Annotated in this window: 32 protein-coding genes, 2 tRNA genes and 1 pseudogene; 7 read left to right on the top strand and 28 right to left on the bottom strand. The window is 55.5% G+C overall.

Annotation, left to right across the window (positions count from 1 at the left end; all coding sequences use genetic code 11):
• Positions 1 to 248 precede the first annotated feature (248 nt).
• Together ACUM6F_RS04975 and ACUM6F_RS04970 are read left to right on the top strand one after the other, a co-directional pair.
• Positions 249 to 572, top strand: a complete 324-nt coding sequence (locus tag ACUM6F_RS04975; RefSeq protein WP_425621226.1) for a DUF485 domain-containing protein — start codon at positions 249 to 251, stop codon at positions 570 to 572.
• Complete coding sequence (locus ACUM6F_RS04970; RefSeq protein WP_425621225.1) at positions 572 to 2,110, top strand: sodium:solute symporter family transporter; 1,539 nt, start codon at positions 572 to 574, stop codon at positions 2,108 to 2,110. Before ACUM6F_RS04975 ends, ACUM6F_RS04970 begins: the two co-directional genes overlap by 1 nt.
• 170 nt (positions 2,111 to 2,280) lie before the next feature.
• On the opposite strand, the gene ACUM6F_RS04965 is transcribed toward ACUM6F_RS04970, so the two are convergent.
• Positions 2,281 to 2,862, bottom strand: coding sequence for a copper amine oxidase N-terminal domain-containing protein (locus ACUM6F_RS04965; RefSeq protein ID WP_425621224.1), 582 nt, complete (start codon positions 2,860 to 2,862; stop codon positions 2,281 to 2,283).
• A gap of 120 nt (positions 2,863 to 2,982) precedes the next feature.
• On the bottom strand, positions 2,983 to 3,969 hold the full coding sequence (galE, locus tag ACUM6F_RS04960) for a UDP-glucose 4-epimerase GalE (RefSeq protein ID WP_425621223.1): 987 nt from the start codon (positions 3,967 to 3,969) through the stop codon (positions 2,983 to 2,985).
• A gap of 108 nt (positions 3,970 to 4,077) precedes the next feature.
• On the opposite strand from galE, the gene ACUM6F_RS04955 reads away from it, so the two are divergent.
• Positions 4,078 to 4,482, top strand: coding sequence for a hypothetical protein (locus ACUM6F_RS04955; protein WP_445348558.1), 405 nt, complete (start codon positions 4,078 to 4,080; stop codon positions 4,480 to 4,482).
• Here the strand turns inward: ACUM6F_RS04955 and ACUM6F_RS04950 are convergent, their stop codons facing one another.
• The gene (locus ACUM6F_RS04950) at positions 4,483 to 5,379 is read right to left on the bottom strand and encodes an MBL fold metallo-hydrolase (RefSeq protein WP_425621221.1); all 897 of its coding nucleotides are present in this window, start codon (positions 5,377 to 5,379) and stop codon (positions 4,483 to 4,485) included.
• A gap of 500 nt (positions 5,380 to 5,879) precedes the next feature.
• Here ACUM6F_RS04950 and fbp point away from each other — a divergent pair, with 500 nt between their 5' ends.
• Positions 5,880 to 7,001: a fructose-1,6-bisphosphate aldolase/phosphatase gene (gene fbp / locus ACUM6F_RS04945; protein ID WP_445348557.1), complete on the top strand. Its 1,122-nt coding sequence runs from the start codon at positions 5,880 to 5,882 to the stop codon at positions 6,999 to 7,001.
• A gap of 114 nt (positions 7,002 to 7,115) precedes the next feature.
• Here fbp and ACUM6F_RS04940 read toward each other — a convergent pair whose 3' ends face one another.
• The 6 genes and pseudogenes from ACUM6F_RS04940 to ACUM6F_RS04915 form a co-directional block, all read right to left on the bottom strand.
• Positions 7,116 to 7,847 (bottom strand): nitrite/sulfite reductase domain-containing protein, encoded by a 732-nt coding sequence (locus ACUM6F_RS04940; protein WP_445348556.1) that lies wholly within the window; start codon positions 7,845 to 7,847, stop codon positions 7,116 to 7,118.
• A gap of 112 nt (positions 7,848 to 7,959) precedes the next feature.
• Positions 7,960 to 8,391 (bottom strand): ribonuclease HI family protein, encoded by a 432-nt coding sequence (locus ACUM6F_RS04935; protein WP_425621218.1) that lies wholly within the window; start codon positions 8,389 to 8,391, stop codon positions 7,960 to 7,962.
• A 7-nt stretch (positions 8,392 to 8,398) separates the two neighbouring features.
• Entirely contained in the window at positions 8,399 to 8,704 is a 306-nt protein-coding gene (locus ACUM6F_RS04930) for an EscU/YscU/HrcU family type III secretion system export apparatus switch protein (RefSeq protein WP_445348555.1), read from the bottom strand.
• A gap of 147 nt (positions 8,705 to 8,851) precedes the next feature.
• Positions 8,852 to 9,922 (bottom strand): hypothetical protein, encoded by a 1,071-nt coding sequence (locus ACUM6F_RS04925; RefSeq protein WP_445348554.1) that lies wholly within the window; start codon positions 9,920 to 9,922, stop codon positions 8,852 to 8,854.
• Positions 9,923 to 10,164: 242 nt separating this feature from the next.
• Positions 10,165 to 10,287, bottom strand: a pseudogene (locus ACUM6F_RS04920) (DUF1540 domain-containing protein); the annotation flags it as partial.
• A gap of 120 nt (positions 10,288 to 10,407) precedes the next feature.
• Entirely contained in the window at positions 10,408 to 10,689 is a 282-nt protein-coding gene (locus ACUM6F_RS04915; protein ID WP_445348553.1) for a DUF6431 domain-containing protein, read from the bottom strand.
• 257 nt (positions 10,690 to 10,946) lie between these two features.
• Between ACUM6F_RS04915 and ACUM6F_RS04910 the strand changes: the two genes are divergently transcribed.
• The 3 genes from ACUM6F_RS04910 to ACUM6F_RS04900 are packed head-to-tail and all read left to right on the top strand — an operon-like array spanning position 10,947 to position 13,422.
• A complete protein-coding gene (locus ACUM6F_RS04910) occupies positions 10,947 to 11,969 on the top strand; it encodes a YeiH family protein (protein WP_445348552.1) in 1,023 nt (340 codons plus the stop codon).
• A gap of 22 nt (positions 11,970 to 11,991) precedes the next feature.
• Positions 11,992 to 12,489, top strand: coding sequence for a universal stress protein (locus tag ACUM6F_RS04905; protein ID WP_445348551.1), 498 nt, complete (start codon positions 11,992 to 11,994; stop codon positions 12,487 to 12,489).
• A 6-nt stretch (positions 12,490 to 12,495) separates the two neighbouring features.
• Entirely contained in the window at positions 12,496 to 13,422 is a 927-nt protein-coding gene (locus tag ACUM6F_RS04900) for a selenium metabolism-associated LysR family transcriptional regulator (protein WP_445348550.1), read from the top strand.
• Here the strand turns inward: ACUM6F_RS04900 and ACUM6F_RS04895 are convergent.
• The 19 genes from ACUM6F_RS04895 to ACUM6F_RS04805 all read right to left on the bottom strand — a co-directional run bounded on the left by ACUM6F_RS04895 (position 13,391) and on the right by ACUM6F_RS04805 (position 26,821).
• Entirely contained in the window at positions 13,391 to 14,299 is a 909-nt protein-coding gene (locus ACUM6F_RS04895) for a bifunctional enoyl-CoA hydratase/phosphate acetyltransferase (protein WP_425621212.1), read from the bottom strand. The genes ACUM6F_RS04900 and ACUM6F_RS04895 overlap by 32 nt on opposite strands.
• A gap of 27 nt (positions 14,300 to 14,326) precedes the next feature.
• Positions 14,327 to 15,388 carry a butyrate kinase gene (gene buk / locus ACUM6F_RS04890; protein WP_445348549.1) on the bottom strand — a complete coding sequence of 354 codons (1,062 nt, stop codon included), beginning with the start codon at positions 15,386 to 15,388 and terminating at the stop codon, positions 14,327 to 14,329.
• Position 15,389: 1 nt separating this feature from the next.
• Positions 15,390 to 15,680 (bottom strand): hypothetical protein, encoded by a 291-nt coding sequence (locus ACUM6F_RS04885; protein ID WP_445348548.1) that lies wholly within the window; start codon positions 15,678 to 15,680, stop codon positions 15,390 to 15,392.
• Positions 15,681 to 15,756 (bottom strand) — tRNA-Thr (locus ACUM6F_RS04880).
• A 98-nt stretch (positions 15,757 to 15,854) separates the two neighbouring features.
• Positions 15,855 to 16,145 (bottom strand): hypothetical protein, encoded by a 291-nt coding sequence (locus ACUM6F_RS04875; protein ID WP_425621210.1) that lies wholly within the window; start codon positions 16,143 to 16,145, stop codon positions 15,855 to 15,857.
• 64 nt (positions 16,146 to 16,209) lie between these two features.
• Positions 16,210 to 16,824, bottom strand: coding sequence for a hypothetical protein (locus ACUM6F_RS04870; protein ID WP_425621209.1), 615 nt, complete (start codon positions 16,822 to 16,824; stop codon positions 16,210 to 16,212).
• 119 nt (positions 16,825 to 16,943) lie between these two features.
• On the bottom strand, positions 16,944 to 17,384 hold the full coding sequence (locus ACUM6F_RS04865) for a universal stress protein (protein WP_425621208.1): 441 nt from the start codon (positions 17,382 to 17,384) through the stop codon (positions 16,944 to 16,946).
• A gap of 28 nt (positions 17,385 to 17,412) precedes the next feature.
• Positions 17,413 to 17,757: an MTH938/NDUFAF3 family protein gene (locus ACUM6F_RS04860; protein WP_425622229.1), complete on the bottom strand. Its 345-nt coding sequence runs from the start codon at positions 17,755 to 17,757 to the stop codon at positions 17,413 to 17,415.
• A gap of 23 nt (positions 17,758 to 17,780) precedes the next feature.
• On the bottom strand, positions 17,781 to 18,197 hold the full coding sequence (locus tag ACUM6F_RS04855) for a universal stress protein (protein WP_445348547.1): 417 nt from the start codon (positions 18,195 to 18,197) through the stop codon (positions 17,781 to 17,783).
• Between the two features lie 289 nt (positions 18,198 to 18,486).
• Positions 18,487 to 20,967 (bottom strand): leucine--tRNA ligase, encoded by a 2,481-nt coding sequence (leuS, locus tag ACUM6F_RS04850; RefSeq protein WP_445348546.1) that lies wholly within the window; start codon positions 20,965 to 20,967, stop codon positions 18,487 to 18,489.
• A 135-nt stretch (positions 20,968 to 21,102) separates the two neighbouring features.
• A tRNA-Ala gene (locus tag ACUM6F_RS04845) sits at positions 21,103 to 21,177 on the bottom strand.
• Between the two features lie 201 nt (positions 21,178 to 21,378).
• Positions 21,379 to 21,744 (bottom strand): ribosome silencing factor, encoded by a 366-nt coding sequence (rsfS, locus tag ACUM6F_RS04840; protein ID WP_426377469.1) that lies wholly within the window; start codon positions 21,742 to 21,744, stop codon positions 21,379 to 21,381.
• 32 nt (positions 21,745 to 21,776) lie between these two features.
• A complete protein-coding gene (locus ACUM6F_RS04835) occupies positions 21,777 to 22,037 on the bottom strand; it encodes an RNA recognition motif domain-containing protein (RefSeq protein ID WP_425621205.1) in 261 nt (86 codons plus the stop codon).
• A 64-nt stretch (positions 22,038 to 22,101) separates the two neighbouring features.
• A complete protein-coding gene (nadD, locus tag ACUM6F_RS04830; protein ID WP_445348632.1) occupies positions 22,102 to 22,686 on the bottom strand; it encodes a nicotinate-nucleotide adenylyltransferase in 585 nt (194 codons plus the stop codon).
• 236 nt (positions 22,687 to 22,922) lie between these two features.
• On the bottom strand, positions 22,923 to 23,252 hold the full coding sequence (locus tag ACUM6F_RS04825) for a hypothetical protein (protein WP_425621203.1): 330 nt from the start codon (positions 23,250 to 23,252) through the stop codon (positions 22,923 to 22,925).
• The gene (locus ACUM6F_RS04820) at positions 23,245 to 23,754 is read right to left on the bottom strand and encodes an HIT family protein (protein WP_445348545.1); all 510 of its coding nucleotides are present in this window, start codon (positions 23,752 to 23,754) and stop codon (positions 23,245 to 23,247) included. Before ACUM6F_RS04820 ends, ACUM6F_RS04825 begins: the two co-directional genes overlap by 8 nt.
• Before the next feature lie 26 nt (positions 23,755 to 23,780).
• Positions 23,781 to 24,929 carry a glutamate 5-kinase gene (proB, locus tag ACUM6F_RS04815; protein ID WP_425621201.1) on the bottom strand — a complete coding sequence of 383 codons (1,149 nt, stop codon included), beginning with the start codon at positions 24,927 to 24,929 and terminating at the stop codon, positions 23,781 to 23,783.
• Between the two features lie 51 nt (positions 24,930 to 24,980).
• Complete coding sequence (obgE, locus tag ACUM6F_RS04810) at positions 24,981 to 26,258, bottom strand: GTPase ObgE (protein WP_445348544.1); 1,278 nt, start codon at positions 26,256 to 26,258, stop codon at positions 24,981 to 24,983.
• A 2-nt stretch (positions 26,259 to 26,260) separates the two neighbouring features.
• Positions 26,261 to 26,821 carry a Spo0B domain-containing protein gene (locus ACUM6F_RS04805; protein WP_445348543.1) on the bottom strand — a complete coding sequence of 187 codons (561 nt, stop codon included), beginning with the start codon at positions 26,819 to 26,821 and terminating at the stop codon, positions 26,261 to 26,263.
• Positions 26,822 to 26,958: the final 137 nt, after the last annotated feature.

The raw sequence follows: 26,958 nt of genomic DNA, 5'->3' as shown, positions 1-26,958 counted from the left end.
AGCCCGACTCCGGTATACCCGATGCAGAAACCGTTCGGGCCCAGTTTTCAGTCTTTAAAGAATAAAATGTTGGCCGGCAGCAGGGAACCATATAGGATTAAATTGATACAACATTCTAAAAATTCGTAATTAGCAGAAGGGAGGACTGGGGTGGTACAAAGAAGAGAAGAGTTTTGAAGGAAGAAACATAAGGGGTTCGAGTTAGACGCATGTCGCAAACAGCTTAAGGGCTTTTAAGGGGGGTCATTATGGATAGGGATGAACAGAGAATCGAGGACTTGCCGGAGTTCAAAAGTCTCGTTGTTGCGCGGTGGACGGTGGCGAGTATTCTAACGTTGCTGGTCTTCGTCAGCTATTACGGATTCATTCTATTGGTCGGCTATTCGAAGGAAACCATCGCCCGCAAGATAGGGGATGCAACCACTCTCGGTATCCCGATGGTGGTCCTTGTAATCGTAATCTCTTTTGTCCTCACTCTTGTTTACGTTTTGTGGGCCAATTCGAGCTATGATTCGAGGGTAACGGCGTTACGGCAGTCGCTCGAAGATCGTAAAAAACGGGGGGTGCAATAATGCAGACGTCTTTGGGGCAACCCACAGCTCTGGGGATAACCTTTTTCTTTCTCTTTGTGGCTGTCTCTCTCGCGATAACCTTCTGGGCGGCCCGGAGGACGAAAACAACTACGGAGTACTACGCCGCCGGGCGGAGCGTATCGGCGCTTCAGAACGGCTTCGCTTTGGCGGGGGATTACATGAGCGCGGCTTCGTTCTTGGGTATTGCCGGTATGGTTGCTTTAAAGGGATTTGACGGCATGCTTTATGCAGTCGGTTGGCTGGTGGGATGGCCGGTGTTGCTCTTTCTCATCGCGGAGCCGCTCCGGAACCTGGGGAAATTCACTTTCGCCGACGTGGTGGCCTACAGGCTGCGGCAGCGGCCCGTCCGGATCGCCGCGGCCATCGGCAGCATCCTTACCGTCCTATTTTATACCATCGCCCAGATGGTGGGCGCCGGCAGCCTCATCAAGCTGATGTTTGGTCTTCCATATGAAGTCGCAATCATCATCGTCGGCGTGGTAATGCTGATGTACGTGCTCTTCGGCGGAATGATCGCCACAACCTGGGTACAGATCATCAAAGCCGTCCTGCTGCTCGGCGGCGTTACGGTCTTAATGCTGCTGACCATGGCCCGGTTTGACTTTAAACCCGGGGAGTTATACAGCGCGGTAGCGGCCAATTTCGGCCAGGCGGCTCTCGAACCCGGCACGCTGATCAGTAACCCGCTCGACGCCGTCTCCCTCGGTTTAGCGCTGATGTTCGGCCTCCTGGGTCTGCCCCACATCCTGATGCGCTTCTACACCGTTGCCAACGCCAAGGATGCGCGGAAGTCAGTGGCCTGGGCGACGGGGTTTATCGGATATTTCTACTGTATCATCCCGCTCGTCGGCTTCGGCGCCTCGGTTTTGGTAGGCCGCGAGGTCATTAGCAGTATTGACAAGGGTGGCAATATGGCGGCGCTGCTTCTCTCGGAGCTACTGGGTGGCCTCCCGTTCCTCGGGTTTATCGCCGCTGTGGCCTTCGCAACCATCCTGGCGGTCGTCGCCGGGCTGACACTCGCCGGTGCGTCCGCTCTGTCGCACGACATTTATGTTAACGTGGTTAAGGGCGGAAAGGCCACCGAAATAAATCAGGTCAAGGTTGCCCGGATCGCCACCATTTTTGTCGGTGTCCTGGCCATCCTTCTGGGCATCCTCTTCAAGGGACAGAACGTCGCTTTCATGGTGGGCCTTGCCTTTGCCGTTGCTTGCAGCGCGAACTTCCCGGCGCTCTTCCTGTCGATCACCTGGAGGAAGCTGAGCACGGCGGGCGCGACGGCATCCATCATTGTCGGCTCTGTTCTGGCCACCGTGCTCATCGTCTTGAGCCCGACGGTCTGGGTTGATGTGTTCAAGAACCCGGCGCCCATCTTTCCGCTGAAGAACCCGGCAATCATCTCAATGACAGCGAGCTTCGCAACGGCCTTTGTAGTTTCTCTGCTCACACCGGAAAAGGATGCCGAGGCGAAGTTCAACACCGAAAAGGTCAGAACCTATCTCGCGGCGGGCGCGGAGTAACGGTTGAGCCGGGTCTCGTTATAGGGGCCCGGCTCTAATGGTTAAGTACGGCAAAACACCAATAAGTTAGTGCCAGGCGCTATTCTATCGCACCCTATAAGCACCAAGGCCTCCGGTTGGACGGAGGCCTTGGTGTCGAATCTCAGGTCGGATCCGGTTCAATCCCAAAATCAGGAAGCATCGGCACTGACGACGCTCACCGTCTGGGTCTGGGCGTTGAAATCAACCTTGCATCCCAGCGCCTGAGCGATGAAACGCAGGGGGACGACCACACGGCAGTTCACGTTCTTCGCCGGCACGTCCAGCGTCTGTTCTTCCCCGTCCACGATCACGACTTTGCTGTCGACCTTGATGACTACAGTTTTATCACCAATAATCGTGACCGTCTTGGTTTCCGCGTCCCACTTCACCTCGGCGCCCAGAGCGGCCATTACGGCACGGAGAGGAATCAAAACACGGCCTTCCTTGATAACCGGAGGAACATCGCCAAACTGGTATACCTGCCCGTTTACCGTCAACCTGTGCCGCCACCCGAAGGCGTTACCCTGTCCGGCGGCCTCCTTGTCCCAGGAAGTACGCTCCCGGTCCCGCTCTTGCAAGCGGTCCTGGGTTTGGTCGCAATCCTGCGTGCAGACACCGGCCTGGGCCTTAAGACTTACACCGGCCTTGGCCGAGGCCGAAACGCCGAGAGCAGGCGCGGCCATAACAAGAACAAAAACTGCAGCCAACATCAGCGCCAAAATACGTTTCATCCTATTACCTCCCTTTCATGTGTCTTCACTTTTGTTTTTCGTAGGCATCCTCAATATTCGGGAGGTAATACTCATAAATTGTAGTTATAGTCCTGCACCTGCAGAGTAAAACACCTGATACTATCCGCCGTACCCGCCGGGGTGCCGGCGGTGCCACTCCCAGGCCGTACGGATGATCGTTTCCAGGTCGTCGTAACGCGGCCGCCAGCCCAGTTCCCGCTGGATCTTATGCGAACCGGCGACCAGCACGGCCGGATCGCCCTCTCTCCGAAAACCTGTTTCTACCGGTATGTCGCGGCCGGTCACTCTCCGGGCCGTATCGATTACCTCCCGCACCGAATGGCCCCGCTCGTTCCCCAGGTTGTAAACAGCCGAGGGCCGGCCCGACAGCAGAGCGTCCACCGCCAGGGCGTGGGCCGCCGCAAGGTCGGTTACGTGGATGTAGTCGCGTATGCAGGTCCCGTCCGGCGTAGGGTAGTCGTCCCCAAAGACGGTGACCTTTTCCCGCAAGCCCAGCGCCGCCTGAAGAACGATGGGGATAAGGTGTGTTTCCGGGTCGTGGTCTTCGCCCATCGCCGCGCTTTCATCGGCGCCCGCCGCGTTGAAATAGCGCAGGGAGACATAGCGCAACCCGTAGGCGCGGTCATACCAGTCCAGGACATTCTCCAGCATCAGCTTGGTGGCGCCGTACACGTTGACGGGCCGGGCCGGGTGGTCCTCGGTAATGGGCACTTCCTGCGGTTCACCGTAGACGGCGGCGGTGGAAGAAAAAATAAAGCAGCAGACACCCCGCCCGATAAGGGCATCCAGCAGGTTGATCCCGTTGATAAGGTTATTCCGGCAGTACCTGGCGGGTTTAACCATGGACTCTCCGACCAGGCTGTCGGCCGCCAGGTGCACCACAACCCTCACGCAATACTCTTGACAAATCCAGTCAACGAGCTTTGGATCTCCGCAGTCGCCCTCGACAAAGGCCCCGCCGGGGACAGCCCGGCGGTGCCCCTTGCTTAAATCGTCAAGGGTGACCGTGTCATAACCTCGCTCCAGCAGTTCCTTGACCACGTGGCTGCCGATATATCCGGCGCCGCCCGTAACCAGAACGGTCATCATATCTCTCCTAGCCAAAGTTAGCCAAAATAACCTTTTAGTGGCATCCCTGGTTGCTTTTCTTCCAAAGCTTTATGAATTATAATGCTGCCAAGGAGCGTTTGGAGTGTGAAGCAAGTGCCCTTAACAGAGCGACAAACCATGCTCGATCATCTTGTCAAACACCTGGAGCATTTAGGTTACAAAGTAACGCATGCCGACCACGACGATTATCCGGCCCCGCCGCTGATCCAGGGATACCAGCCGGCTGTCCTGGCCGTTCACGAGGAACTGGGTCTGTACGCCATCGGCGAGATCAAGAACAAGCAGGACTTAATGTCCAAAAGGATCCAGGAACAAATCGAGAGTTTCAGCGATTTCTCAGACGCCAAGCTTTTTCTCTGTGTCCCGGCACTGTGCCGCGATTATCTTCCGACCTTCCTTTACGACAACCCCAACGTGCAGGTTATTTACTACCCGCCTTTCCAGGTGGAGAGCCTTCTGGTCCAATTGGCCGGGAAAGGTAGTCGGTAGTCAGCAGTCGGCGGCCCACAGCAGCTGCGGTCCTGCAAAGCGCATCCGCAGTCTTCCCTCGGCGCACAGTCCTGCCAGATAGGCCGATACGGTGGCAAACACCAGGACGTATTGTTCCGGCCCGAGGTTGATGCCATACGCCTCGACAACACCGGAGAAAATCGTTTCCCGTGTAGCTCCCTCCCCGGCCAGTTTGAGGATCAGTGCCTCGGTTTCTGTAATCTTCCGCAGGTTGACGGCTATATCCGCCCCCGGGTCCCGGGTAGGGCGCCCGTGGGAAGGGACAACCCAACTGTGGCTCATCGACCCTACCCGCCGGAGCGACTCCTTAGCCGCTACCAGGTCGGCCATATACGGCAGGCGGTACTTCTCGACGATATCCCCGGAAACAAAAGCGTCAGCGGCAAAAAAGACGTCATCCGGGGTAACAACACCGACCTGCTCGGGGGCGTGCCCTGCAAGATCGACGATCTCCATCGAGATGCCGGCGATCTCCTGCCGCCCTGCGGAAAGGACGTGGTCAACCGGGCAGGGCTGGCCCATCAAGAACTTTGTCCGCATCTCCTTGACGGGCACCGCAGAAAAGAGGAAAACCGGCTCCAGGAGCGGGTTCTCGATAACAGCCTTTTCAAAGGAGGTGGCCCAAAATCGGGCTCCGGTCCGGTTGCGGACGAACTTGTTGGCCCCGAAATGGTCGGCGTGCGAGTGCGTATTGATCACCGCACAGGGCGTCAAATTGGCTCCTTCCAGACACCGCAGCAACTGGCGGCCACTGGACTCGTCCAGCCCGCTGTCCACCAGAATGCACTTTCCGTCGCCGCGGTCGTAAACTCCGACATTGACTGCACCCTTAATATAGGATGTCTTTCCTTTTAGATGGATAAGTTCGAGCGCCATTGTCCAGTCTGCACCTCGGTTGTCTTAAGACTATTGGGTTCCCGTTTATCCTATCACACAAAAGCAACCAATTACACCATAAAAGAACGAGGGAGCCATAAAGCTCCCTCTCAAGACTAGCTACGGCTCGCTTACTGCCTGAGCCAGAAGAATCACCGGCCGACAAGCATTTACCACCCCGCATAAGCATTCTGATGAAGAATACGGGGCGAAAACGAGAAATATGACATATTGCCAAAATTGCCTAATAAGCTGTATTAATAGGCGTAAATAGGTCAACTAAAACAGCTTATTTTGGCCAAAAAGAACACAGAATTCAACCGTCATCCAAGAGGATATCCTCACGCAGCCTAGAATAATTACTTTGCCAGCAAAGTAATTATTGTATTGTTCATCCACGCGTAAGTCATAGGCCGTAAGTTGTGGGAGGAGCCGGGGTTTTCGCTCCCGCATCTTACGTCTTAAGTCTTTAGTCTAATCTTATCTAGGGAGGATAATTAATGGGTAAAAAAGTAACCCTTTCCGTGATCAAGGCCGACGTTGGCGGGTACGTCGGCCACTCCTCGGTACACCCCGAACTCATTGAAAAAGCGAAAGGCCTTCTTTCCGGAAGCCCTCTTCTGATTGACTTTCACGTCACCCACGTCGGCGACGATATCAACCTGATCATGACCCACGAACTGGGGCGTAACAACGGCGAAATTCACCAGATGGCCTGGGATGTTTTCACGGCCTGCACGGATGTGGCCAAGAAGCTCAAGCTTTACGGCGCCGGCCAGGACCTCCTCGCCGACGCTTTTTCCGGCAACATCAAAGGTTTGGGGCCGGGCATTGCCGAGATGGAAGTCGAGGAGCGCAAGAGTGAAACCGTCCTGGTGTTCATGGCCGACAAGACCGAACCTGGCGCTTACAACTTCCCGCTCTATAAAATGTTTGCCGACCCCTTCAACACCATCGGCCTGGTCATTGACCCCAATATGCACATGGGGTTTAATTTCGAGGTGCGCGACCTTATCGAAAACAAGAAAATCGTTTTCTCGGCTCCCGAGGATATCTACGACATGCTGGTCTTCATCGGGGCCCCCGGACGCTTCTCGATCAAGCGCATCTTTCACAGGGGCACCGGGGAAATCGCCGCTGTTTCGAGTACCCAGCGCCTTAATCTGATGGCCGGCCGGTACATCGGGAAGGACGACCCGGTTTGCATCGTACGCTGCCAGAGCGGCTACCCCGCCGTTGGAGAAGCCCTGGAAGCCTTTGCTTTCCCGCACCTTGTTGCAGGCTGGATGCGCGGCTCGCACCACGGCCCGCTGATGCCGGTAGCACAGCGCGAGTCCAGGCCGACACGCTTTGACGGCCCGCCGCGGGTGATCTGCCTGGGCTTCCAGCTGGCCGAAGGCAGACTGGTCGGACCGCAGGATATGTTCGACGACCCGGCCTTTGACACCGCCCGTGCCAAGGCCCTCGAAATCACGGATTACATGCGCCGTCTCGGTCCGTTTGAACCCCAGCGCCTGCCGCTCGACGAGATGGAATACACGACGATGCCGCAGGTAATGAAGAAGCTGAAGGACAGGTTCATCGACCTGCGCGAAAAGAAATCTAAGAGCTCCAGCACTTAGATTCCCGCCGTAAACAGAAGTAAATGTATAATGAAGGAGCCGCAGGGCTCCTTCGCTTTTACCAACATTCTGCCAGGGACTTACGACTTACGACCGGATTTTGTCCTGGGTTTACTAGGACAGAATCCGTTTGCGGTATTCTTTGAAGCCGATCCTCTCAATGGACGTGCCCAGGCGTTCGCCCTTCTTCCCCAGCTCGGCGTAGACCTTGATCGTCCTCTCGACAAGCTCCATGACTTCGTCGGACGAAACGTTCTCGACGAGCTTGTCGCCGATGCGCGGGCGGGCCCCGGCGCGCCCGCCGATGGCCACCGTCCACCCCTTGGCTTTGCCGAAAGCCCCGAAATCGCGCAGGTACGCTTCACAGCAGTTTATCGGGCAGCCGCTGATGCCGATCTTGAACTTCGAACCGAGTTCGTGCCGCCCCAGGTGGCGCTTCTCCAGTTCCCCGGCCAGGCCCAAGGCGTCCTGCTGGCCGTAAGTGCAGGTCACCGTGCCCGGGCAGGCGGTTACGTAACGGACACAAGGCCCTACAGCCGGAGCCGGTTCCATATTGAGCCGGTTCCAGACTTCCTCCACGTCTTCGGCCTTCAGGCCGACCAGGGCGATACGCTGGGCCCCCGTAATCTTGATGACGGGAATGCTGAATTCTTCCGCCACGTCCGCCAGCCGCCTCAAGGTATCGACGTCCATCAAGCCGGCCGTTCCCAGCCGCGGCACAATGGCATACGTCTTCTTGTCCCGCTGCAGAATGGCTCCCCTTGGAACTTCCAGCTTTTCTCTGGAGATACCGGCTCCTTCAGCTCTCGGGACTTCTGTAACCCCGGTCACCTCTGTTCCTTCCAAAGGTACAGACCTCCTCTACATAACCTTGTAACTCAAAGGCTAGTCTGCCCGTCCTGTACCAACGCTATAACGCTCTTCATCGAGTAAGGATTGAGGATGAAAAAAGCGAGATCTATTTGGCCTTAAGTACTTTATCCAACTCACGGTTAACGGCGGTATCAGCAAGCCTGTTTTCCTCGCGCGGGACGTGCACCAGGCGCACTTTAACTTCGGGGTGCTCAAGCAGCAGGCGGCGGACGCGGCCGGCAATCTGCTGCAAACCGGCGTCCTTAATGCGGTAGTCCCCGTTAAACTGGCGTACCACAAGCTGGCTGTCGGCCTGAACGGCAGCCTCTACGGGACCGTATTTGCGCGCTACGGCGATGAGCGTGCGGACGGCCATCTCCAGGGATGCCCACTCGGCAACGTTATTCGTGGTCCGGCCCAGGAATTGGCTGCGCTCCATCAAGACTTTCCCGTCCGGGTCACGGACGACGATGGCCGCCGCAGCCGGACCCGGATTGCCCCGGCTGCCGCCGTCTATTTCCACGCGAAGCTTAATCAAATATGTGTTACCCCTTCCCCTGTGTTCTGTTTCTTGCGTCCTGTTCCAGTAAGTACACCCACGCGATCACCGTGGCGACGACCTCGTAAAGTTCCGCCGGAATCTCGCGGTCAAGCCCGAGCGCCGTCAATGTCCACGCCAGCTGCTCGTCGCGGTAAACAGGCACCCCCGCTTCCCGGGCGGTTTCTTCTATCCTTTGGGCTAGTATGCCGCGCCCGGCCACAACCACCCGGGGAGCGTTGTCCCGTGCCGGGTTGTAACCCAGAGCCGCCGCCGCCCTCGGAATTCGCTGCTCGTTGCCTTCCTTCGTCAACCTACTCTCCTCCAGGTCTTGATAGCACGAATTTGTTTGTATCTGACTACACGCAGCATGCACTAAGAAAGCTGTGGGATTCTGTGGTATTTGACTTCGTCCTGCTGCCTAATGCCTAACGCTTAATGCTTAATGCCTACGAGCCGTTCAGGCTCGCTCGTTGATCGGTTCATAGGAAACTTCTCCGGGGAGCAACAGCCCCAACGGTGAACGGATGTCCCTTTGTTCCACGGCAACCCTTTGCAGTTCAAGACCCAGCGCTTTGAGCTGCTCCTCGAGAACGGGCGCCCAGCGCCGGGCCAGGCCGGCCGTCTTTTCATCCCGAAGATAAACACCGGCGTTATGGCCGCGCTCGTTAAACTCAAGGTCAACCCACAAGTCGCCCAGGGTATTGCTCCGGACGTGCAGGACGACCCTGGCCGGCCTCTCCTTGCCATTCGCTTGCTTCACGGGCTCGTCAAGCCAAAAAACCCTGCCTTCAAAAAAGGGCATGGCATTGAGGTGCGCCGCGAAGACCTGTCCCTGTCCAGCGGGCGCCTCGGCCCGGTTGAGAGCTTGAAGACCCTCAGGACCTGCGTTTTCACGCCCGAGCAAGTAATCCATCGCCCTGGCCATACGATCTCCAACAGCGACCCTGCCGTCCATGTTCTCTTGTGTGCCCGCCTTTAAGTAGACAGCCCCCTCTTGCTCCCGCCCCTGTGCCAGCTCCTGCTGTCCCGGTAAACCGGTTGCCCCGGCCGCGCTTTCTCTGGGCCAGTTCAGACCGCTCAACCACACCCGGGCTTCAATCCAAACGGTTCGGAGATGCTGGGGAACGTTCTTCATTTCGGCAAGGAGATCCCTTACGGCCTGAGGATCAATCGGCAGGCCCCAGCGGAGAAAGGCCCGAATGACCAGATCGGTGTCGGCACCCTTAGGCAGTCCAATAAGCGACGCCAGATTCGACGGGGTAGGCGGGCCTTGCTGGGTCTGTCTCGAAGGAAGCTGCCTGACGTGGATCAACTCGGGCGTGGCTCGTTCGACCAAAGCCCAAAAGGCTTGTCCGGGCTCCGAGGGTAACTGTCCCTGTGCACGGAAAAGAGCCCCCCCGAGGCTGACGATGCCTCCGTTGATACCGGGCTCCACCACCGTGAGGCGCACAACCTGCCCCGCCGAAAGTTGCTGCACATTGAAGTTCAAGGCGCTGACGGGCCTGATCGGGGATAGGCTGTTGATCATCGCCCGGATACCTCCCTTACGGGACTGTTGAAAAACTTGAATAATTCCAGAGTTCGTTCCCGTTTTCAGTAAGGTTTGATGGTCAGTTTTAGATTAGTTTGAACGTATTTTTCCACAGGTCCTTACTGGTAGTATTCGACCACCAGAGGGAACTCCCTCCACCGAAAGGTATTCTATAAAACCTCTGGTGAATCTTCAGACGACATTATGAAAATTAAAACCGCGGAATCACCGCGGTTTTGCTAGATGCCTTCGTCCATCGCTTCGTCTTTGGGCTTAAAGGTCTGGCACATGGTCTGATCTGAACTGGAGGCCTTACTGGTGCGGTTGTGATCGATGTGAATCATAGGGGCGTCACACATGACGTCCTGGTTGTATGCTCATTCCGTGACCGTGCATTTGATTGCCCTTGCCATTGTTTCACCTCCTCGAGCAGTTATAACTATTGTCTGCCGAAACATTCGGCTCTATGAGCCGAATAACAGTTAAAAAATGGCTATCGAAGTGGCTTTGCCGTATGCAGTTGAGATAACGCTTACGGCGGGTGAACTAACCCTTAACACCACTTGGCTCTTGGTCTTGCCGCCAACAACCAGGCGGACGGCCTTCTCACGGACGATATTGATGAACCGGCCGTAGGGAACAAGAAAATCCGGCAACAGGCTTACGGTCTTCTTACACCGAGGACAGTACCAACGGTAGACGGGAACTTTGTAGATGGCAAAGCGTGTCACGGGATGACGGGTATAGTGACCGTGGCGATGCAAGCGCGGAATGCCAGGATAGTGGCTCTTCCCAGCATTTTACCCCATCCAAAACTATCCTGCCATCATATCTCGTCAATGGATGTCAAATAATCCTGGCGCTAACACGTGCACTTGCTGGCGGTGCTGGCAAAATCCATTATTAGTTTAAGTCCGCATTTTTAATAAATATCAAATTATAACGGTTATTATTGACCGGTATTTCCTTTGTCACACCCTTTAGTGGTAGACTTGGTAAGAACTAAAGGGGAGATGGTGAAGTGCAAGTTGAAATTCTTCAGCACAGAATACTTTTGCGCGGTAGTATACAAGGATTCATTTTAGCTATGGTGGTTGGAGTTATTGCCCATAATGTTGTTTCATTACCTTTTTTTTGTGTATTCGGACAAATGGTTATTGCTATTTTAATTGGCATAGGCTGGCGGGCAGTTATGGGAATTCCTAAACATGCCACTGTCGGAATAAACTTTGCTAGTAAGAGACTTCTGCGCTATGGTATCATTTTGATGGGTGTTCGACTCAACCTCGATGCTATAGTTGCTGCAGGTTCAAAAGTTATTCTTCTCGATGCCGCAGTTATTTTACTGGCTATTGTTGTTATTTGTTTCCTGGGGCGCTTGTTTGCTGTAGAGGAACGACTGGCTTTATTAACAGCGGTAGGAACAGGAATTTGTGGGGCCGCTGCAATAGCTGCCGTTGCGCCAACGGTTAAGGCCAACGAGGACGAAACAGTTGTATCAATAGCTAGTGTTGCTCTTTTAGGGACTATTGGCAGTGTTTTGTATGTCTTATTACAGTCGTTTTGGGGAATGGATTCAAATTCTTACGGTGTTTTTGCAGGAGCAACCCTACATGAAATAGCACACGTTATAGCTGCAACTCAATCGGCAGGGAGCCCTGCAGCGAATATGGCTATTTTAACCAAACTTGGCCGGGTGGTCCTGTTGGTTCCCGTTACTTTTGGGATCAGTCTTTGGTTTAACTTTAGAAGTGTCAAGAAAGAACAAATTAGCGGGCGGTACAACTTATCCATTCCCTGGTTTCTTATTGGTTTTTTAGGGATGAGCTGCCTTAGAACCATTGGTTTAATAACCGATGAGCTTGCTTCTATACTTCTACAAATCAGCACTCTCTTTTTGACGATTGCTATGGCAGGTATGGGGCTTAGCGTTGAAATGGTGATGTTTCGCCGTATGGGTTTAAAATCGCTCTTTATCGGGCTACTCGGTTCCCTGGCCATTTCAATTGTTAGTTTTGGGGTTGTTCGTACTGTTCACTTTTAAGTTGGGAGGCGTTGAATTAATAATGTTAAGCGGGATGGCGGAGCGGCTCTTGAATGAATTTCAACCGGAAATAGTAAATGCTTCTATCAAAAAGATTGTTCTGGGAGTAGACGGTTCGGCTCCAGCCGTTGAAGCGACCAAATATGCCGTAGGTTTGGCTAGATGGCATGAGGCGCGAATAATTGCTGTGTTTGTGAACCCGGATGGTGAAGATAATGTTATTCCAGAAGACCAATGGGCATATCTGGCAAAGAAAAGCAAAAGAATTCGCTATGGATTGGCTGGTTTGGAACTTGCGCGGAGGTATGGCGAAGCAAACCATTTAAGTGTTAGACTGCTTCTTTTAAGCGGTAATCCTGTTAAACAGATTGTGGATGTTGCCGAAGGAGATGGGGCCGACTTAATCGTTGTGGGGGATACTGGGTTGACTGGCATAAAAAGGATAGCTTTGGGCAGCGTTGCTGCAGCTGTAGTTGAAGCATCTGAAATTCCTGTTTTGGTTGTTAAGGGTAGGTCGTAGCAAGCTATGAACTTTCATCAATTGCATATTTTCAAGGTAGTAGCTGATAAGAAGAGTTTTTCTAAAGCTGCGCGGAATTTGTTCATCTCGCAGCCAGCCGTTAGCATGCAAATTAAATCCCTGGAAGACCACTTCGGAGCAAAGTTACTCGAACGAAATACCCACCAGGTGAATCTGACAGAAGCCGGGCATGTTCTGTATGATTACGTGGAGAAGATCCTGTCTTTGGCGGATGATGCGGAAAAAGACATCTCTGCCATAACAGGTTCTATGAGAGGCACCCTATCTATTGGAGCAAGTTTTACTTTGGGTGAGTATGTAATTCCTCAGCTAATTGGCCGCTTTAAGAATCAGTATCCACAGGTCAAGGTATTTCTACAGGTAACCAATACAGAGCGAATTACAAGGTGGGTATCAGAGCACATCTTAGATTTAGGGCTGGTGGAAAGTCATATTGATGATCAGGAGTTAGTTGTAAGTCCATTTTTGCAAGATGAGCTGATTGTAATAATCCCGACCGGTCACCCTTTAGCCGGACGGAAGTCTATCTCGCTGGATGAATTCGTTGCGCTGCCTCTGGTGTTGCGAGAGCAGGGGTCGGGCACAAGAAAAGTTACCGAAAAAAGATTGAGGGAAGCTGGAGTAGAATTTTCTGCATTAAATGTTGTCATGGAATTAGGAAGCATCGAGGCGGTAAAGAGGGCTGTAGAAGCCGGTTTTGGCGCCAGTATCATTTCCGTGTGGGCGGTTCAAAAAGAATTGAAGCTGTGCACGCTTATACCTGTTCGGATCAAAAGAATTTCTTTACTTCGGGATTTCTATATTATTTACAAAGAAAGCAGGTCGCACACGCCTATAGTTAATGAGTTCGTCTCCTTTATACAGCATGGGTGCTCTTCACCTACGACTGGGCCACTGAATAGCAGGCCATAGCTATGGAAGTGGCTTTGCCGTAAGGAGTTTCCGCTCTAGAGGCAAACACCACCGGTTTCGCCGCACCGAGGACCAGCCCAGCCATGCGGCCGTTGGCAAAGTACATAATGGCCTTGCTTACCGCGTTGCCGACCTCGATATCGGGAACCAGCAAAAGGTCGGCCCTTCCTGCTACCGGGTTGTGAATCCCCTTCTGCTCTGCCGCTTCGGCGCTGAAAGCCACATCAAGAGCCATCGGCCCTTCGACCAGGGCCCCCTTGATTTCCCCTCGCTCAGCCATCCCGGCCAGTTTCGCGGCGTCAATGGTCGACGGCATCTTGGGGTTGACCTTTTCATTCGCCGATAAGACAGCGACTTTAGGCTCGGGAATGCCCATCGTATGCATGAACCTCACAGCGTTATTCAAAATTGCTGCCTTCTGTTCAAAATCCGGAGCGATATTGAAACCGGCGTCGGTTATATACACGAGCCGCTGATAGCCAGGTATCTCCAGGGCGGCGATGTGGCTCAGGATATTTCCTGTCCGGAAGCCGTAGGCGGGGTTGAGAATGGTCCTGAGCAGGTCGGCGCTGTTGACCATGCCCTTCATCAATACGTCGGCCTCACCTGTAGCGACTTTCTCAACCGCGATACGCGTGGCTTCTATGGGGTCGGGCTCGTGGATGAAGTCGATGCCGTTCAGGTTCAGCCCTACTTCCAGGGCCAGCCTCCAGATGTGATCCTGGTGGCCGACCAGCAGGAAATCGGCGATCTCCTCCTTGCGCGCCTTCTTGACAGCCGCCAGAACGCTGTCGTCGTCGGCTGCAGCCACGCAAACCCGCCGCTTGGGCATACCCTTAACCTTGTTAATGATCTGCCTGAAATTCTCAAAACTCATCTGTCGTACCTCCAGACGTAAGTAGCCTTAAGCATAGCTTAGCGGTTGCTCTTCTCCCCGCAGTACGCGGAGGACGCCCAGGGCCAGCGCTCCCATTTCTTCCTCTCCAGGTACGGTTACGACAGGAGCGATAAAGGCAACACGGGACGTAATTTCACGCACAACATATTCTGAGTGGGCAATACCGCCGGTCAGGATGATCCGATCCACGTTCCCGTATAAAACTGTAGCCATGGCGCCAATCTCCTTAGCGATCTGATAGCACATCGCCCTGACGACGGTTGACGCCTTCTCCTCGTTGCGGGCGAGCATCTGTTCAACCTGCGTGAAATCCTTGGTCCCCAGATAGGCGAACAGCCCGCCGCGCCTGGTGGCTTTAGCCAGCATCTCATTCAAGGTGAAGGCGCCGGAATAGCAAAGTTTGATCAGAGACACGCAGGGAAGCGTGCCGCACCTCTCCAGTGAAAAGGGACCTTCGTTGTTAGCATTGTTGACGTCGATCATCCTGCCCCGGCGGAAGGGGGCCACCGAAATGCCGCTGCCGAGATGGACGATGATAAAGTTGAAGTCGGAAAACTTACCGCCCAGAGAAGCGGCAACCTTCCGCCCCACGGCCCGCATGTTCAAGTTATGCGCCACGCTTACCCGCGGGAGTTCGGGCATGCCCGAAAACCGGGCCAGGTCCTCAAACTCGTCGATCGACACGGGGTCGACGGTATAGGCGGGGATGTTATACTTCCTGCCCAGGTTAAAAGCCATGATCCCTCCCAGGTTCGACGCGTGCTCCCCGTACTTGCAGGTATACAGGTCATTGTACATGGCTTCATTAATGATATAGGTCCCTCCCGTCAGAGGGGCCAGCAGTCCTCCTCGCGCAGCGATGGCATCGAAATCGCTCACGGCGAAATTATGGTCGTTCAGGACTTTGGTAATGGCCTGCAGTCTTTCCTCGTACTGGCTGATGATCCCTTGTTTGCCGTCTGCGTCCCAGGTGCGGTGGACGATCACCTCTTTATAGACGCATTTTTCGCCCTCATAGACGGCGACCTTGGTAGACGTGGAACCAGGGTTGATAACAAGAATCCTCAACTTAAGCCACCCCTTCGCCGGTCAACAGTTCTGCTCCAGATGCAGATTTCGCCCTGGATTTCGTCCTCCCCTTCCCAGTCAAGAACATCAAAATGCCCGAAACTCCATCTTTGCTCAAAACCCTGACGGGCGAAATCCGCGGCCAGATCAGGCGCATACGGTGATAGCAGATCGGCAGATCTTTGCCAAACGCCTTTTTAGCAAGGCTGAAGCCGCTGGAGAATGTGACCGATGGACGGTTAATGACGGCAAAAAGCCTCCGGGAGCTGATCCCGGAGGCCTTATTTTTCAATGGAGCTGGCGGCCGGATTCGAACCGGCGACCTGCGCATTACGAGTGCGCTGCTCTACCTGCTGAGCCACGCCAGCATAATGGGCGGGCATTCAATGTGCACGCACATTACATTCTACCCAAACCGCAAAGCCCTGTCAATGTTCGGAATATACCAACACCGGGTGTTAGGCGGTCAGCCTCTAGGGGCTTGCCCTTTCATAAGCCAGAGTTTCTGCCCCCGGGGACTCAAGCCCCACAGGACCCCGTCGTGGAAAACCATGCCGGCCTGACGCAAAGTCTCAAGCTCAACCCTGGCGATGTAGTCCCCGGGAGTATCCATAAAGGAATCGGGAACGCGGGAAAGCTCCTCGGGCATTACAGGAAAAGCAAGGGCAACGTCTCCTTCATCACAAGGTCCCATTACGGCCAAAAAGCCCATAATCTGTAGCTGCCTGGGAGTCGGCTCCCAGAAAAAGACGCTCAATGACGGCCCCCCCCAGCGGATGTCACTTAGATAGTCAAGTCAATCCCTATGATAGCATGAAAAGCTAAACACTTTCCAGCCTAATCGCCCGCTCCAGGCGGGAGGCGATGCGTCCCAGCGTTTGCGCCGATTCTGTAAATCTCTCCAACTCCCCGCCGTCCTGTCGAACCGACTGCAGGCTGACGCAGGTCTGCTGTATCGTTTCGGCCAGCCGTACGGTCTTGAGGGTCAGGTCGTGAATCACCGCCAGAAGCCGGTACTTGCTCAGCCTGTAAACCGTATCGGCAAAGGTCTCCAGCTCGCCTGCATTGCTGGCTACCTTGAGAAGCTCGTTAATGCGCAGGGTTACTTCGGGAAAAACACTGCGCACCTGGCGGCACCTTTGGAATAATCGTCCTGCGGCCTTTGTCACCGCTTCAACGCCGGCGGGGTTCGCATGGCCCGCGAGGCCGGTCATCCCAGGCTGCCCCAGCCTAGCCAGGTCGACGCTCAAAGCGGCCCCTTCGGCGGCAATCATTAATAAACCCCTTGCAGCGCGAGTCAATGCTATCGCGTCGGCCAGGACATCACGAGCCGGGACTTCGGCGCTTAAAGCAGCGGCATCCGCAAGGTTGATTATCTTATCCTCGGTATACAGGGCATGTAAATTTAAGGTATCGTTTATTCGTTTCTGTTTCACGGCTAACCCCCCCATTGGCATTAAGCACTGGCATTGAGACATCGGATGTGAATCAAATACTCTAGAACTTAATGCTCATTGCCATATGTCTTATCAGTATTTTGCATACTGACGCCTGGTTAACATACGACAGTAACGTTACAGGGACTCATATGTAAGACTTTGTAGGCTACGCTTCCAAGAGAAAGATTGCCGTTTTGTTGTGATGAACGCCCTCGCTTGCCGACAACTATATGATCAAACCCTTCAGTTAGGGCATACCGGCAGAGAGTTAAACCCGGGTCTCCACCTGCTACGCTTTCAAAAACAGCGTCTACGCCTGCCTGAGACATAAGGTCTTTGGCCATGCGCGTAACGCGGGAAACCTCATAGCCGCCGCCGGTAGCTGTTTGGCAGGCAGGGTCTCTATACAGGCTTTCCGGGAGCGGCCGGACAACCACAACTGCCGTAATTTCAGCACCGGGGGTTTCACTCGCCATCTTGGCAGCATATCTTGCGGCACGTAACGAATATTCGGAACCATCCAGACCCACGAGTACCTTAGGCACACTCCTCACCATCCCTAACTTGTGATATTGGGTACTTTCACTAGCATAGAAGATGCATGCAGGCCGCTATTTTTCTGTGTCCCAATTGTTTGTTGTAAAACTCCCAGGCCTGACCGGTAGGCATAATCACTGAATCGATGCCCTGTTCCCGCATATAAGACTTAAGCTTGTCAGGAACAAACAAGCAACCGGCAAAGCCCGTTCCGAACACTACAACTTCCGGCTTCTCGGCGAGGATCCACCCCACGTCTTTAAGGCTTACACGGTGTTCCGTTTCTCGCTTCCAGGGCTTTACACCGTTTTTCGTAAGGAGAATGTCCTCCTTGTAATTTTTATCACCCACACCCATTTCTCCATAAAAACAATATCTAATTTCCGGCTGCATCAATCGTGCTACCCCCTTCCGTTTTAAACAACAATTACAGGACACGGACTAAGATGGAGAATCCGGTACGCAACGCTTCCCAAATAGCTCCCGCCCACTCTTTCTGCAGAACGTCCCTGTTTGCCAATGACAAGCTCATCAAAACCTTCCTGGGAAGCAACCAGGCAAATCAGTTCCCCGGGATCCAGACCGTAAATATCTCGGATCTTTGCTTTGAGGCCGTACTGACCAAGGGTTTCCCGGATTTCTTTCTTAACGTTGGGTAGTTCGAGTCCGACACTCTCACCCTCAAAGTCAAGATGCTGAGCCTGAAGAACCGGGAGAGAAACAATCAGCACCTCCAGCGTGGCGTTACCGCATTCCGCAACATCCTTCGCGGCCAGGCACAACGCATCATATGAACTCTGTGAACCATCCACAGCAACCAGTATTCGCTTCACATTATCACCTTACCGTTTTGTGATTGTGATTTTTAGCACAATCTTTTAGTTTTAATTTACCTGCTGGGCTACTTCGTGTCAATCACCTGTCCGAGATTATTTAAGACCATCAACAGCCTTATACAAGAAATGGGGAGACAATGCTCGTTATATCGGCTATTTTTAACCTAACGGCTGCGGATTAGGATCCTGGAAAACAACAAAGGAACCGTTACGGCTCCTTATCAGATTCCAAGAGGTCTGTTTCTTGTTCTTAATTTCTTAAATTTTATGTCTTATGCCTCATGTCTTACTTCACCACGATATTGATCAGTTTCCCCGGCACCGGGATGATCTTTAAGATCCTCTTCCCTTCCAGCAAAGCCTGGATCCGGGGCTGGGAAAGGATCAGCGCTTCGAGTTCGGAAAGACTGATGTCGGCCGGCACCAGGACGCGGTCGCGGACTTTGCCGTTAATCTGGACGACCATAGTGACGCTGTCTTCAACAAGCATTTCCGGATCGTACTGCGGCCACGGCTGCCGGTGGACGCTCCCCTGGCAGCCGCAGCGCTCCCAAAGCTCCTCAACGATGAAAGGCGCAAAGGGCGCAAGCAGCAGCAGGAGATGCTCGACGGCCTCGCGCAGGACCGCCGGGTCGCGGTCGACTGCGGGGACACGGTCCCGGTACTGATAAAGGCCGTTGACCATTTCCATGATAGCGCTGATGGCTGTGTTGAAGTTGAACCTCTCGTCGATGTCCTCCGTGACTTTCTTGATGGTGTAGTGGGTCAAGCGGCGCAGGCCTCTGTTAACCCCCACCAGGTAGCCGGCGGGCTGGGCGGGGGCGGTGCGAATCTCGTCACCCAGAGAGTTTACCAGGCGCCACACGCGCTGCAGGAAACGGTAACAGCCCTCCACGCCCTGGTCGGACCACTCCAGGTCGCGTTCGGGCGGCGCAGCAAAAAGGATAAAGAGCCGGACCGTGTCAGCCCCGTACTGTGCGATAATGTCCTCGGGGCTAACGACGTTACCCTTGGACTTCGACATCTTGGCGCCGTCCTTGAGCACCATGCCCTGGGTCAGAAGGTTGGCGAATGGCTCCTCAAAGTTGACCAGGTTCATATCAAAGAGCACTTTGGTGAAAAAGCGCGAGTACAGCAGGTGCAGAATGGCATGTTCCACCCCGCCGATGTACTGATCCACCGGACACCAGCGCCCGACGGCATCGATGTTGAAGGGCCGTTCCTCGTCCCGCGGGCTGACATAGCGGAAGTAATACCAGGACGAATCGATAAAAGTGTCCATCGTGTCGGTTTCCCGCCTGGCTGGTCCGCCGCATGCGGGGCAGGATGTGTTGACGAAGTCCTCCGCGTCGACCAGCGGCGACTGCCCGGACGGCTTAAAGGCCACGTCGGAAGGCAGGATCACCGGCAGTTGCTCCTCGGGAACCGGAACGGTGCCGCACCCTTTGCAATAGACGATGGGGATGGGGCAGCCCCAGTAGCGCTGCCGCGAAATCAGCCAGTCACGCAGGCGGTAATTGATCGTCCTCTTGCCCAGGCCCATTTTTTCGAGGTGTCTGGTGATCTCGGGAATGGCCTGCTTGTTGGGCAGGCCGTTGAACGGCCCGGAGTTGACGAGCACACCGTTACCGTCGTAGGCCGCGGTCATGTCCCGGACATTGATCGCGGCGCCCTCCGGCTGGATGACGACTCTGATCGGCAGATCGTATTTCCTGGCAAACTCGAAGTCCCGCTGGTCGTGGGCCGGAACGCCCATCACGCAACCGGTGCCGTACTCCAGCAGGACGTAATTGGCCGTCCAGATGGGCACGGCTTCACCAGTCAAGGGATTGACGCAGGACGCGCCGATCGGGATGCCTTGTTTCTCGGCCTCCCCGGAGGTCCGGTCGAGCTCGCTGAGGTTGCGCGCCCGCCTGACAAACTCCTCGACCTCGGCGCGGCGTTCGGGAGCCGTGAGTTTATCCACAAGAGGATGTTCCGGCGCGAGCACCATGTAGGTTACCCCGAACAGGGTGTCCGGGCGGGTCGTAAAGACGGTGATCTTTTCATCGAAACCCACCACGTCAAAAGCGATCTCGGCGCCCTCGCTTCTGCCGATCCAATTCTCCTGCATGATCCGGACCTTGTCCGGCCATCCCTGAAGCTTTTGCAGATCGCGCAAAAGCCTCTCCGCGTAATCGGTGATCTTTAAAAACCACTGGCTGAGTTCGCGCCGTTCGACGTCGGTTCCGCAGCGTTCACAACGGCCGTGGACCACCTGCTCGTTGGCCAGAACAGTGGCGCAGGCCGGGCACCAGTTAACGGGCGCCTTTTTCTTATAGGCCAGGTCCCGCTTGTAAAACTCCAAAAAGAACCACTGTGTCCACCGGTAATAGCCGGGGTGGCAGGTGGCGATTTCCCGCTGCCAGTCATAACTTACCGCCATTTGCTTCAACTGGCGGCGCATCTCGCTGATGTTATCCCAGGTCCACTTTGCCGGAGGTATGCCGTGCTTGATGGCCGCGTTCTCGGCCGGCAGTCCGAAAGCGTCCCAGCCCATAGGGTGTAGGACATCGTAACCGCGCATCCTCTTGAACCGGGCAACCACGTCGCCGATGGCGTAGTTGCGCACGTGCCCCATATGGAGTTTGCCGGATGGGTAGGGGAACATTTCAAGGCAGTAAAACTTGGGGTTGTCGGAAAAGTCCGGGATGGAGTAAGGATCTCCGCTTTCCCAGCGCTGACGCCATTTCTCCTCAATCTCCGCAAAACGGTAACGATCGTCCAAAACACTCACTCCAATTGAATCAGTCGTACGTATAGGCTATAAGAAATAAAGATTTTGGAAATTCGAAAACGTTTCCAAATAATTATAAAGCCCCCAACCTTAAAAGGCTAGAGGCCCTTTACCAGAATTTAAGTTTGGTGGAGCTGGCGGGGATCGAACCCGCGACCTCTACCATGCCAAGGTAGCGCGCTCCCACTGCGCTACAGCCCCATCACACTTTCCAATTATACGATACGGTACCTGCAAAGTCAACAACCAGTTCGGACATTAGATGTAAGACTTAGGACGTAGGAACGCCAAAGGATTCGTAAAGGTGGATTTGAAAGAATCATCATAGCAACAAGCCGTAAACCTCAAGCCATATCAGCAGGAAAACGATTCGAACCCGTATCTCGTCCTAAGTCCTATTTCCTAAGTCTGCAAGCCTGCCTGCAGGCTGACGACCGGCGCGTCTCCCCACAAGCGCTCCAAGTTGTAAAACACTCTTTCCTCTTCGACAAAAACATGGACGATCACGCTGCCGTAATCGAGCAAAACCCAGCGTCCTTCCCGGTAGCCTTCCCGACGCAACGCAGAAACACCCTGTTCCTTGAGGGTTTCCTGGATACGATCGGCAACAGCCCTGACATGCGTCGTGGAACGCCCGCTGACGATGACGAAGTAGTCGCTGATTATCGTCAGCCTGCCAATATCAAGGACGGTTATGTCATAGCCGCGTGTGTCCTGCGCGGCCTTGACACAGGTCTCTGCCAGCGTTCGGGGATCCAATAACAACACTCCCTCCGGTTCCTCCGGGAGCGGCATGTCACCTAATAATTGCGGCCTTCTTCTCTGGCCCTCGCTTCGTTGACGGTAATAATCCGTCCGCCGACCTCAGTGCCGTTGACAGCCGAAACCATAGCTTCGGCATCCTCGTCCTTGACTTCCACGAAGCCGAAGCCGCGGGAACGACCGGTCTGACGGTCGGTTATGATACGGGCGGATACAACCTCTCCGTACGGCCGGAAAATCGCCTCCAGGTCTTCAGGTTTCGTGGTCCAGGGCAAATTGCCTACATACAGGGTGCGCACTACCCAAGTCACCTCTTTCGCAGTTTATTCTATTATTTGCAATATCGCCGGCGGTGATGCAAGCCTAACGATAAAGCCCATGGGTCATAATGTAAGCCTCGACGGTTTCAGGCAAAAGGTACTTGATCGGCCGGCCCTCGTGAACGCGACTGCGGATATCGGACGAAGAAATGGCCAGTTCCGGCGTTGCAAACGGGATAATCCTGCGCATCAGATGCTCGGGCAGTTTGCTCAGTTTCTCATTTAAGCTGGCGAGGTTGTAGCCCGGCCGCCTGACGGCGACGAAAAAACACATCTGCAAAAGTTCCTGCACCCTGTGCCAAGTCAGTATCTCCTGAATGGCATCCGCTCCGGTAATAAAAAAGATCTGTTCCGGCTTGAGCTCGCGTTGGAGGTCGGTGATCGTGTCATAGGTATACGACAGCCCGGGGCGCTTAATTTCAAGATCCAGGACTGTAAAGAAAGGATTGGAGGCGCAAGCCAAAGCCGTCATGGACAGCCGGTGCGCGGATTCGGTTATCGCCGAGCAGGGTTTGTGGGGCGGTCTGCCGGACGGAACGAAGAACACCTTTTCCAACTCCAACTCGTAGCGGGCACCCTCTGCGGCAACCAAATGGCCGTAATGCACGGGATCAAAAGTCCCGCCCATTACCCCGATTCTCCTCACCAATCTCCTCCTCCACGGGGATTACCCCAACGTGCGCATCGTTTCTTAAAGCCGGTGCGTCTTGCCAAATTACTCCTGTGGAGATTCATTACATTATATAGTCAGTCCCGCGAAAAAGCAAGGCAACCAACACCTAAAACCTCACACCCGCCGCCGGTGTTGTTACGTCCGGACCTGCCCGCTGCCGAAGCAGACGTATTTGATCGTGGTCAACTCCTTCAAGCCCATGGGGCCTCTGGCGTGCCCGGGATCTCGCTGACGGGATCGGGCAGGCCGGCCACCACCCGCAGCCCTTCCGCCATATCGGCGATACGGGCTTCATTGAGCAGAAGGCGATCGAGCAACGCCTTGGACAGGCCTTTTTCTCTGCCCGCCTCCATATCGAGCCGGTTGGCCGCCAGGATTTCCCTGCTTCCGGCCGACAGGGCGTCGGCCATCGCTCCAAGGGCTTTATCCTTGCCGCTCGCGGGCAGGTAGGCCAGGCGCCTGGCCGCGCTCCGGCAGCGGGCGGCCTTTTCTTCCAGAGCACGTCTGATCTCTTCACTCATTCGCGTTCTCCTCCCGTTCTTGCCGCATGGCTTCCTTTAGTTTGCAATAGCTGTCGTCCAACGATTCGGAGATGACCTTGACGTCCCCGAACACCGGCATAAAGTTAACGTCCCCGTTCCAGCGCGGCACGATGTGGATGTGGAAGTGGCCGGGGATTCCCGCACCGGCCACCCGGCCCACGTTGATGCCGATGTTGAAACCGTCGGGCTTCATCGCCCGGCGTAAGAGCCGCGCCATCCAGCGCGTGACCTCGAAAAGCTCCTGCAGTTCCTCGCCGCTCAAATCGTCCATCTCTCCCACGTGGCGCTGAGGGGCGATCAGGAGGTGCCCGTTATTGTAAGGGTACAGGTTGAGCAGCACAAAACAGCGTTCGGTCCTGGCAAGCACGTAATTTTGCTGATCACGGCTGTCTTTAAACTTTTGGCAAAAGATGCACTCCGGATCCGGTTCGATAGCGCTGGTTACGTATTTCGAACGCCATGGAGCCCATAGTCTGTCCATTCCCTTAACACCTCAATCAGATTAGCCTAATGCTTAATGCTAGTGCCGTTTTGGGCGACGGCCATATTGTTGCGGTGAATAACTTCGTGGGAGCGCTCCCGGCCAAGCATCGCCCTAATTTCGGCAGTCTTGGCCCCCATGATTCTGGCCACCTCTTCAGCCGAAAAATTGACGATTCCGCGGGCGATCTCGTTCCCTTCGGGGTTTATGACGCTGACGGTTTGCCCGGGGCGGAAATCGCCCTCGACCCTGACCACCCCGGAGGGAAGCAGGCTCTTGCCGCGTTCCAGCAGCGCGCGGGCCGCTCCCTCATCAACGTGAATCCGGCCCTTGGCAGCGGCGCCGAAGGCGATCCACCGCTTTTTCGCTTCGAGCCTGTGCTGTGACGCCCAGAAGACGGTACCGGTCTCCTCGCCGGCGACGATCCGGCGGATGACATTTTGTTCGGCGCCCCGGGCTATGACCATCACCGTCCCGGACTGGGTGGCCACTTTGGCGGCGTGGAGCTTGGTCACCATGCCCCCGGTGCCGAACGGCGTCCCCGCCTTCCCGGCCAGAGCTTCAATCTCGGGGGTGATTTCGCTCACCGAGGGGATGAACTCAGCCCGGAGGTCTTCGCGCGGGTCAGCGGTGTACAGCCCGTCGATGTCCGAAAGCAGGATCAGCAAGTCGGCGTTGATCAACCCCGCCACGAGGGCCGAAAGCAGATCGTTGTCGCCGACCTTGATCTCGTCGACGGCCACGGTATCGTTTTCGTTGATCACGGGCACCACCCCATAAGAAAGGAGGGCATTGAGGGCGTTGCGGGCATTGTTGAATCTCTTGCGGTCGGCGAAGTCCTCCCTGGCCAGCAAAACCTGGCCGACGGTCACTCCGTACTCAGCGAAAAACTTTTCGTACATGTGCATCAGGATACCCTGGCCGACCGCCGCGCAGGCCTGCTTCGCCGGAATCGCCTTGGGGCGCCGTTCCAGGCCCAGCTTGCCGATCCCGGCGCTGATGGCCCCCGAGGTGACAAGGATGATCTCTCTGCCCTGATTTTTCAGGTCGGCCATCTGGCGAACCAGGTTCTCCATGCAAGCCAGGTTGAGTTTGCCGTTCGGATAAGCCAGCGTACTGGAGCCAACTTTGACGACGATGCGCCGTGAACCGGCGAAATCGCTCCTTGCTTCCACTTTTTCCACCTTATACGCGTCAATTATTATTGAGCATAGCACAAGCAGCCTCTACGTGGTAGGGTTTTCCTGGTATTCGAACTCGAAGTCGCCGATGCGCACGGTGTCTCCCGGACGCACTCCGCGCTCCCGCAGGGCGTCTTCTACGCCCATCCGCCGCATGACGTCCTGCAGGCGGTAAACGGCTTCTTCGTTGTCGAGGTCGGTCATGGCCACCCGGCGCTCCAGTTCCCGGCTTTTGACCCGGAAAACCCCGTCCTCGCGCAAGACCTCGAGGAAGTCGTCCTCGGCCTCATCAGCGTCGTCCTCCGCGATCTCCACGACCTGCGGGCGGGGAATCGTTTCGAGAAGTGTTCCGGCCCGGAGTATCAGCTCGCGCAAGCCTTCACCCGTGGCCGCCGAAACGGGGAAGATCTCGTAGCAGTCTCCCAGGGCGTCCCGGAGGCGCAGCAGGTTCTCCTCCGCTCCGGGGATGTCCATTTTATTGGCGGCGACAATCTGCGGCCTGGAAGCCAGGCGCTCGTCGTAGCGGGCCATCTCACGGTTGATCACGTTAAAGTCGTCCAGCGGGTCCCGGCCTTCGGTGCCCGCCGTGTCCAGCACGTGGATCAAAAGCCTCGTGCGCTCGATGTGCCGCAGGAAGCGATGGCCCAGCCCCGCCCCGGCGTGGGCGCCTTCAATCAGGCCAGGGATGTCGGCAAGTACGAAACTGCATCCCTCGCCCAGTCTTACCACACCCAGGTGCGGTTCCAGGGTCGTAAAGGGATAGTCGGCGATCTTGGGCCGCGCCGCCGAAACCTTGGAGATGATGGTGGACTTGCCGGCGTTGGGGAAGCCGACCAGGGCGATGTCAGCCAGCAGCTTCAGCTCCAGCTCGACCCACAGTTCCTCGCCGGGCTCGCCCTTTTCCGCAAAAGCCGGCGCCTGGCGCACGCTGGTCGCGAAGTGGACGTTCCCCCGTCCGCCTCGCCCCCCGCGGGCGACAACCACCCGTTGGCCGTGAGCGGCAAGGTCGGCGATAGGACGGCCGTCCTGGGCCCGGCGAATGATCGTGCCCACGGGGACCTTTATCACCAGGTCGTCCCCGTTCCGGCCGGTCATGCGTTTCCCCTGGCCGTGCCGACCCCGTTCGGCCTTGAAGTGTTTCTTATAGCGGAAATCGATCAGGGTGTTGAGGCCCTCGTCAGCCTGGAAGACGACGTGGCCTCCCCGTCCCCCGTCGCCACCCGCCGGCCCGCCGTGGGGGACGTACTTTTCGCGGCGGAAGGCGACGCACCCGTTACCCCCCGCCCCCGCCTCCACCTTTATCTTGGCATAGTCGTAAAACAACGTTACTCCTCCTGTCGCGGCAGGCTGACAGACAACACCGCATGGTCTTCAGCAATCCTGAAATCAACCCGCCCGCCGCATAGCTGCATCCGGTCGCCGGCCGACCGGAACCATTCCCCCGTCAGAGGGTGTTCCGAGCCGGTATTGGGAATCTCCAGTTGGAGCAGGTAGGCGCCGTCTGCAGCGTCAACCACTATTTTAACCGTTCGGGACGTGCCTTCCAGCGGAACAACCAGCCCGCCGGCAAGATTGAAAACCTCTTCGAGCGCGGACGCCAGGGTTTCTTCTTGGACCATGCAGGCAGCAAAATTGGTACGGATGTCCAGTACGAAAGGTACGCGGTAGCGCAGGCAATGCTGGTAAAAACCCAGAATGGCTGCCGCCGCTTCGGGGTTGGCGATTTTGGCCGCCGCGTTAATGGTCTTAATCTGTGCCGATACTTGACGGATGTATGCGGGGATGCACTCCGGCTTATTGAGCTGCACGTAGCCGGAGATGACGGCGAGGTGGTTCATCATTTCATGGCCGTAGGCGCGTATGAAGCGGAGCAGGTTTTCAGACACGCGAGTCATCATCCTTCGGCAAGAGCATTTCCTGCTAATTCGTGCCGGCCATGGATCATCCCTGCTTTTTGGCATTGGACATTGGACCTTCTATGTCAATACCTAATTTTAATAACCCTGATTAGGCCGCCCGTAAG

The sequence above is a fragment of the Desulforudis sp. DRI-14 genome, from assembly GCF_052618305.1.
Note: the sequence above shows the minus strand (reverse complement) of the source record. Positions and strands in the feature narration are given on the sequence as shown.

What these genes read in the sequence shown, in the direction of transcription:
- nadD (WP_445348632.1), bottom strand. Translation starts at nt 22,686, where the DNA reads ATGGGCGGGACTTTTGATCCCGTGCATTACGGCCATTTGGTTGCCGCA.
- ACUM6F_RS04925 (WP_445348554.1), bottom strand. Translation starts at nt 9,922, where the DNA reads ATGATCAACAGCCTATCCCCGATCAGGCCCGTCAGCGCCTTGAACTTC.
- ACUM6F_RS04825 (WP_425621203.1), bottom strand. Translation starts at nt 23,252, where the DNA reads ATGAGTGAAGAGATCAGACGTGCTCTGGAAGAAAAGGCCGCCCGCTGC.
- ACUM6F_RS04900 (WP_445348550.1), top strand. Translation starts at nt 12,496, where the DNA reads ATGAACTTTCATCAATTGCATATTTTCAAGGTAGTAGCTGATAAGAAG.
- ACUM6F_RS04905 (WP_445348551.1), top strand. Translation starts at nt 11,992, where the DNA reads ATGTTAAGCGGGATGGCGGAGCGGCTCTTGAATGAATTTCAACCGGAA.
- ACUM6F_RS04860 (WP_425622229.1), bottom strand. Translation starts at nt 17,757, where the DNA reads ATGCAGCCGGAAATTAGATATTGTTTTTATGGAGAAATGGGTGTGGGT.
- ACUM6F_RS04895 (WP_425621212.1), bottom strand. Translation starts at nt 14,299, where the DNA reads ATGAGTTTTGAGAATTTCAGGCAGATCATTAACAAGGTTAAGGGTATG.
- fbp (WP_445348557.1), top strand. Translation starts at nt 5,880, where the DNA reads ATGGGTAAAAAAGTAACCCTTTCCGTGATCAAGGCCGACGTTGGCGGG.
- ACUM6F_RS04970 (WP_425621225.1), top strand. Translation starts at nt 572, where the DNA reads ATGCAGACGTCTTTGGGGCAACCCACAGCTCTGGGGATAACCTTTTTC.
- ACUM6F_RS04865 (WP_425621208.1), bottom strand. Translation starts at nt 17,384, where the DNA reads ATGGTGAGGAGTGTGCCTAAGGTACTCGTGGGTCTGGATGGTTCCGAA.
- galE (WP_425621223.1), bottom strand. Translation starts at nt 3,969, where the DNA reads ATGACCGTTCTGGTTACGGGCGGCGCCGGATATATCGGCAGCCACGTG.
- ACUM6F_RS04820 (WP_445348545.1), bottom strand. Translation starts at nt 23,754, where the DNA reads ATGGACAGACTATGGGCTCCATGGCGTTCGAAATACGTAACCAGCGCT.
- ACUM6F_RS04950 (WP_425621221.1), bottom strand. Translation starts at nt 5,379, where the DNA reads ATGGCGCTCGAACTTATCCATCTAAAAGGAAAGACATCCTATATTAAG.
- ACUM6F_RS04965 (WP_425621224.1), bottom strand. Translation starts at nt 2,862, where the DNA reads ATGAAACGTATTTTGGCGCTGATGTTGGCTGCAGTTTTTGTTCTTGTT.
- ACUM6F_RS04975 (WP_425621226.1), top strand. Translation starts at nt 249, where the DNA reads ATGGATAGGGATGAACAGAGAATCGAGGACTTGCCGGAGTTCAAAAGT.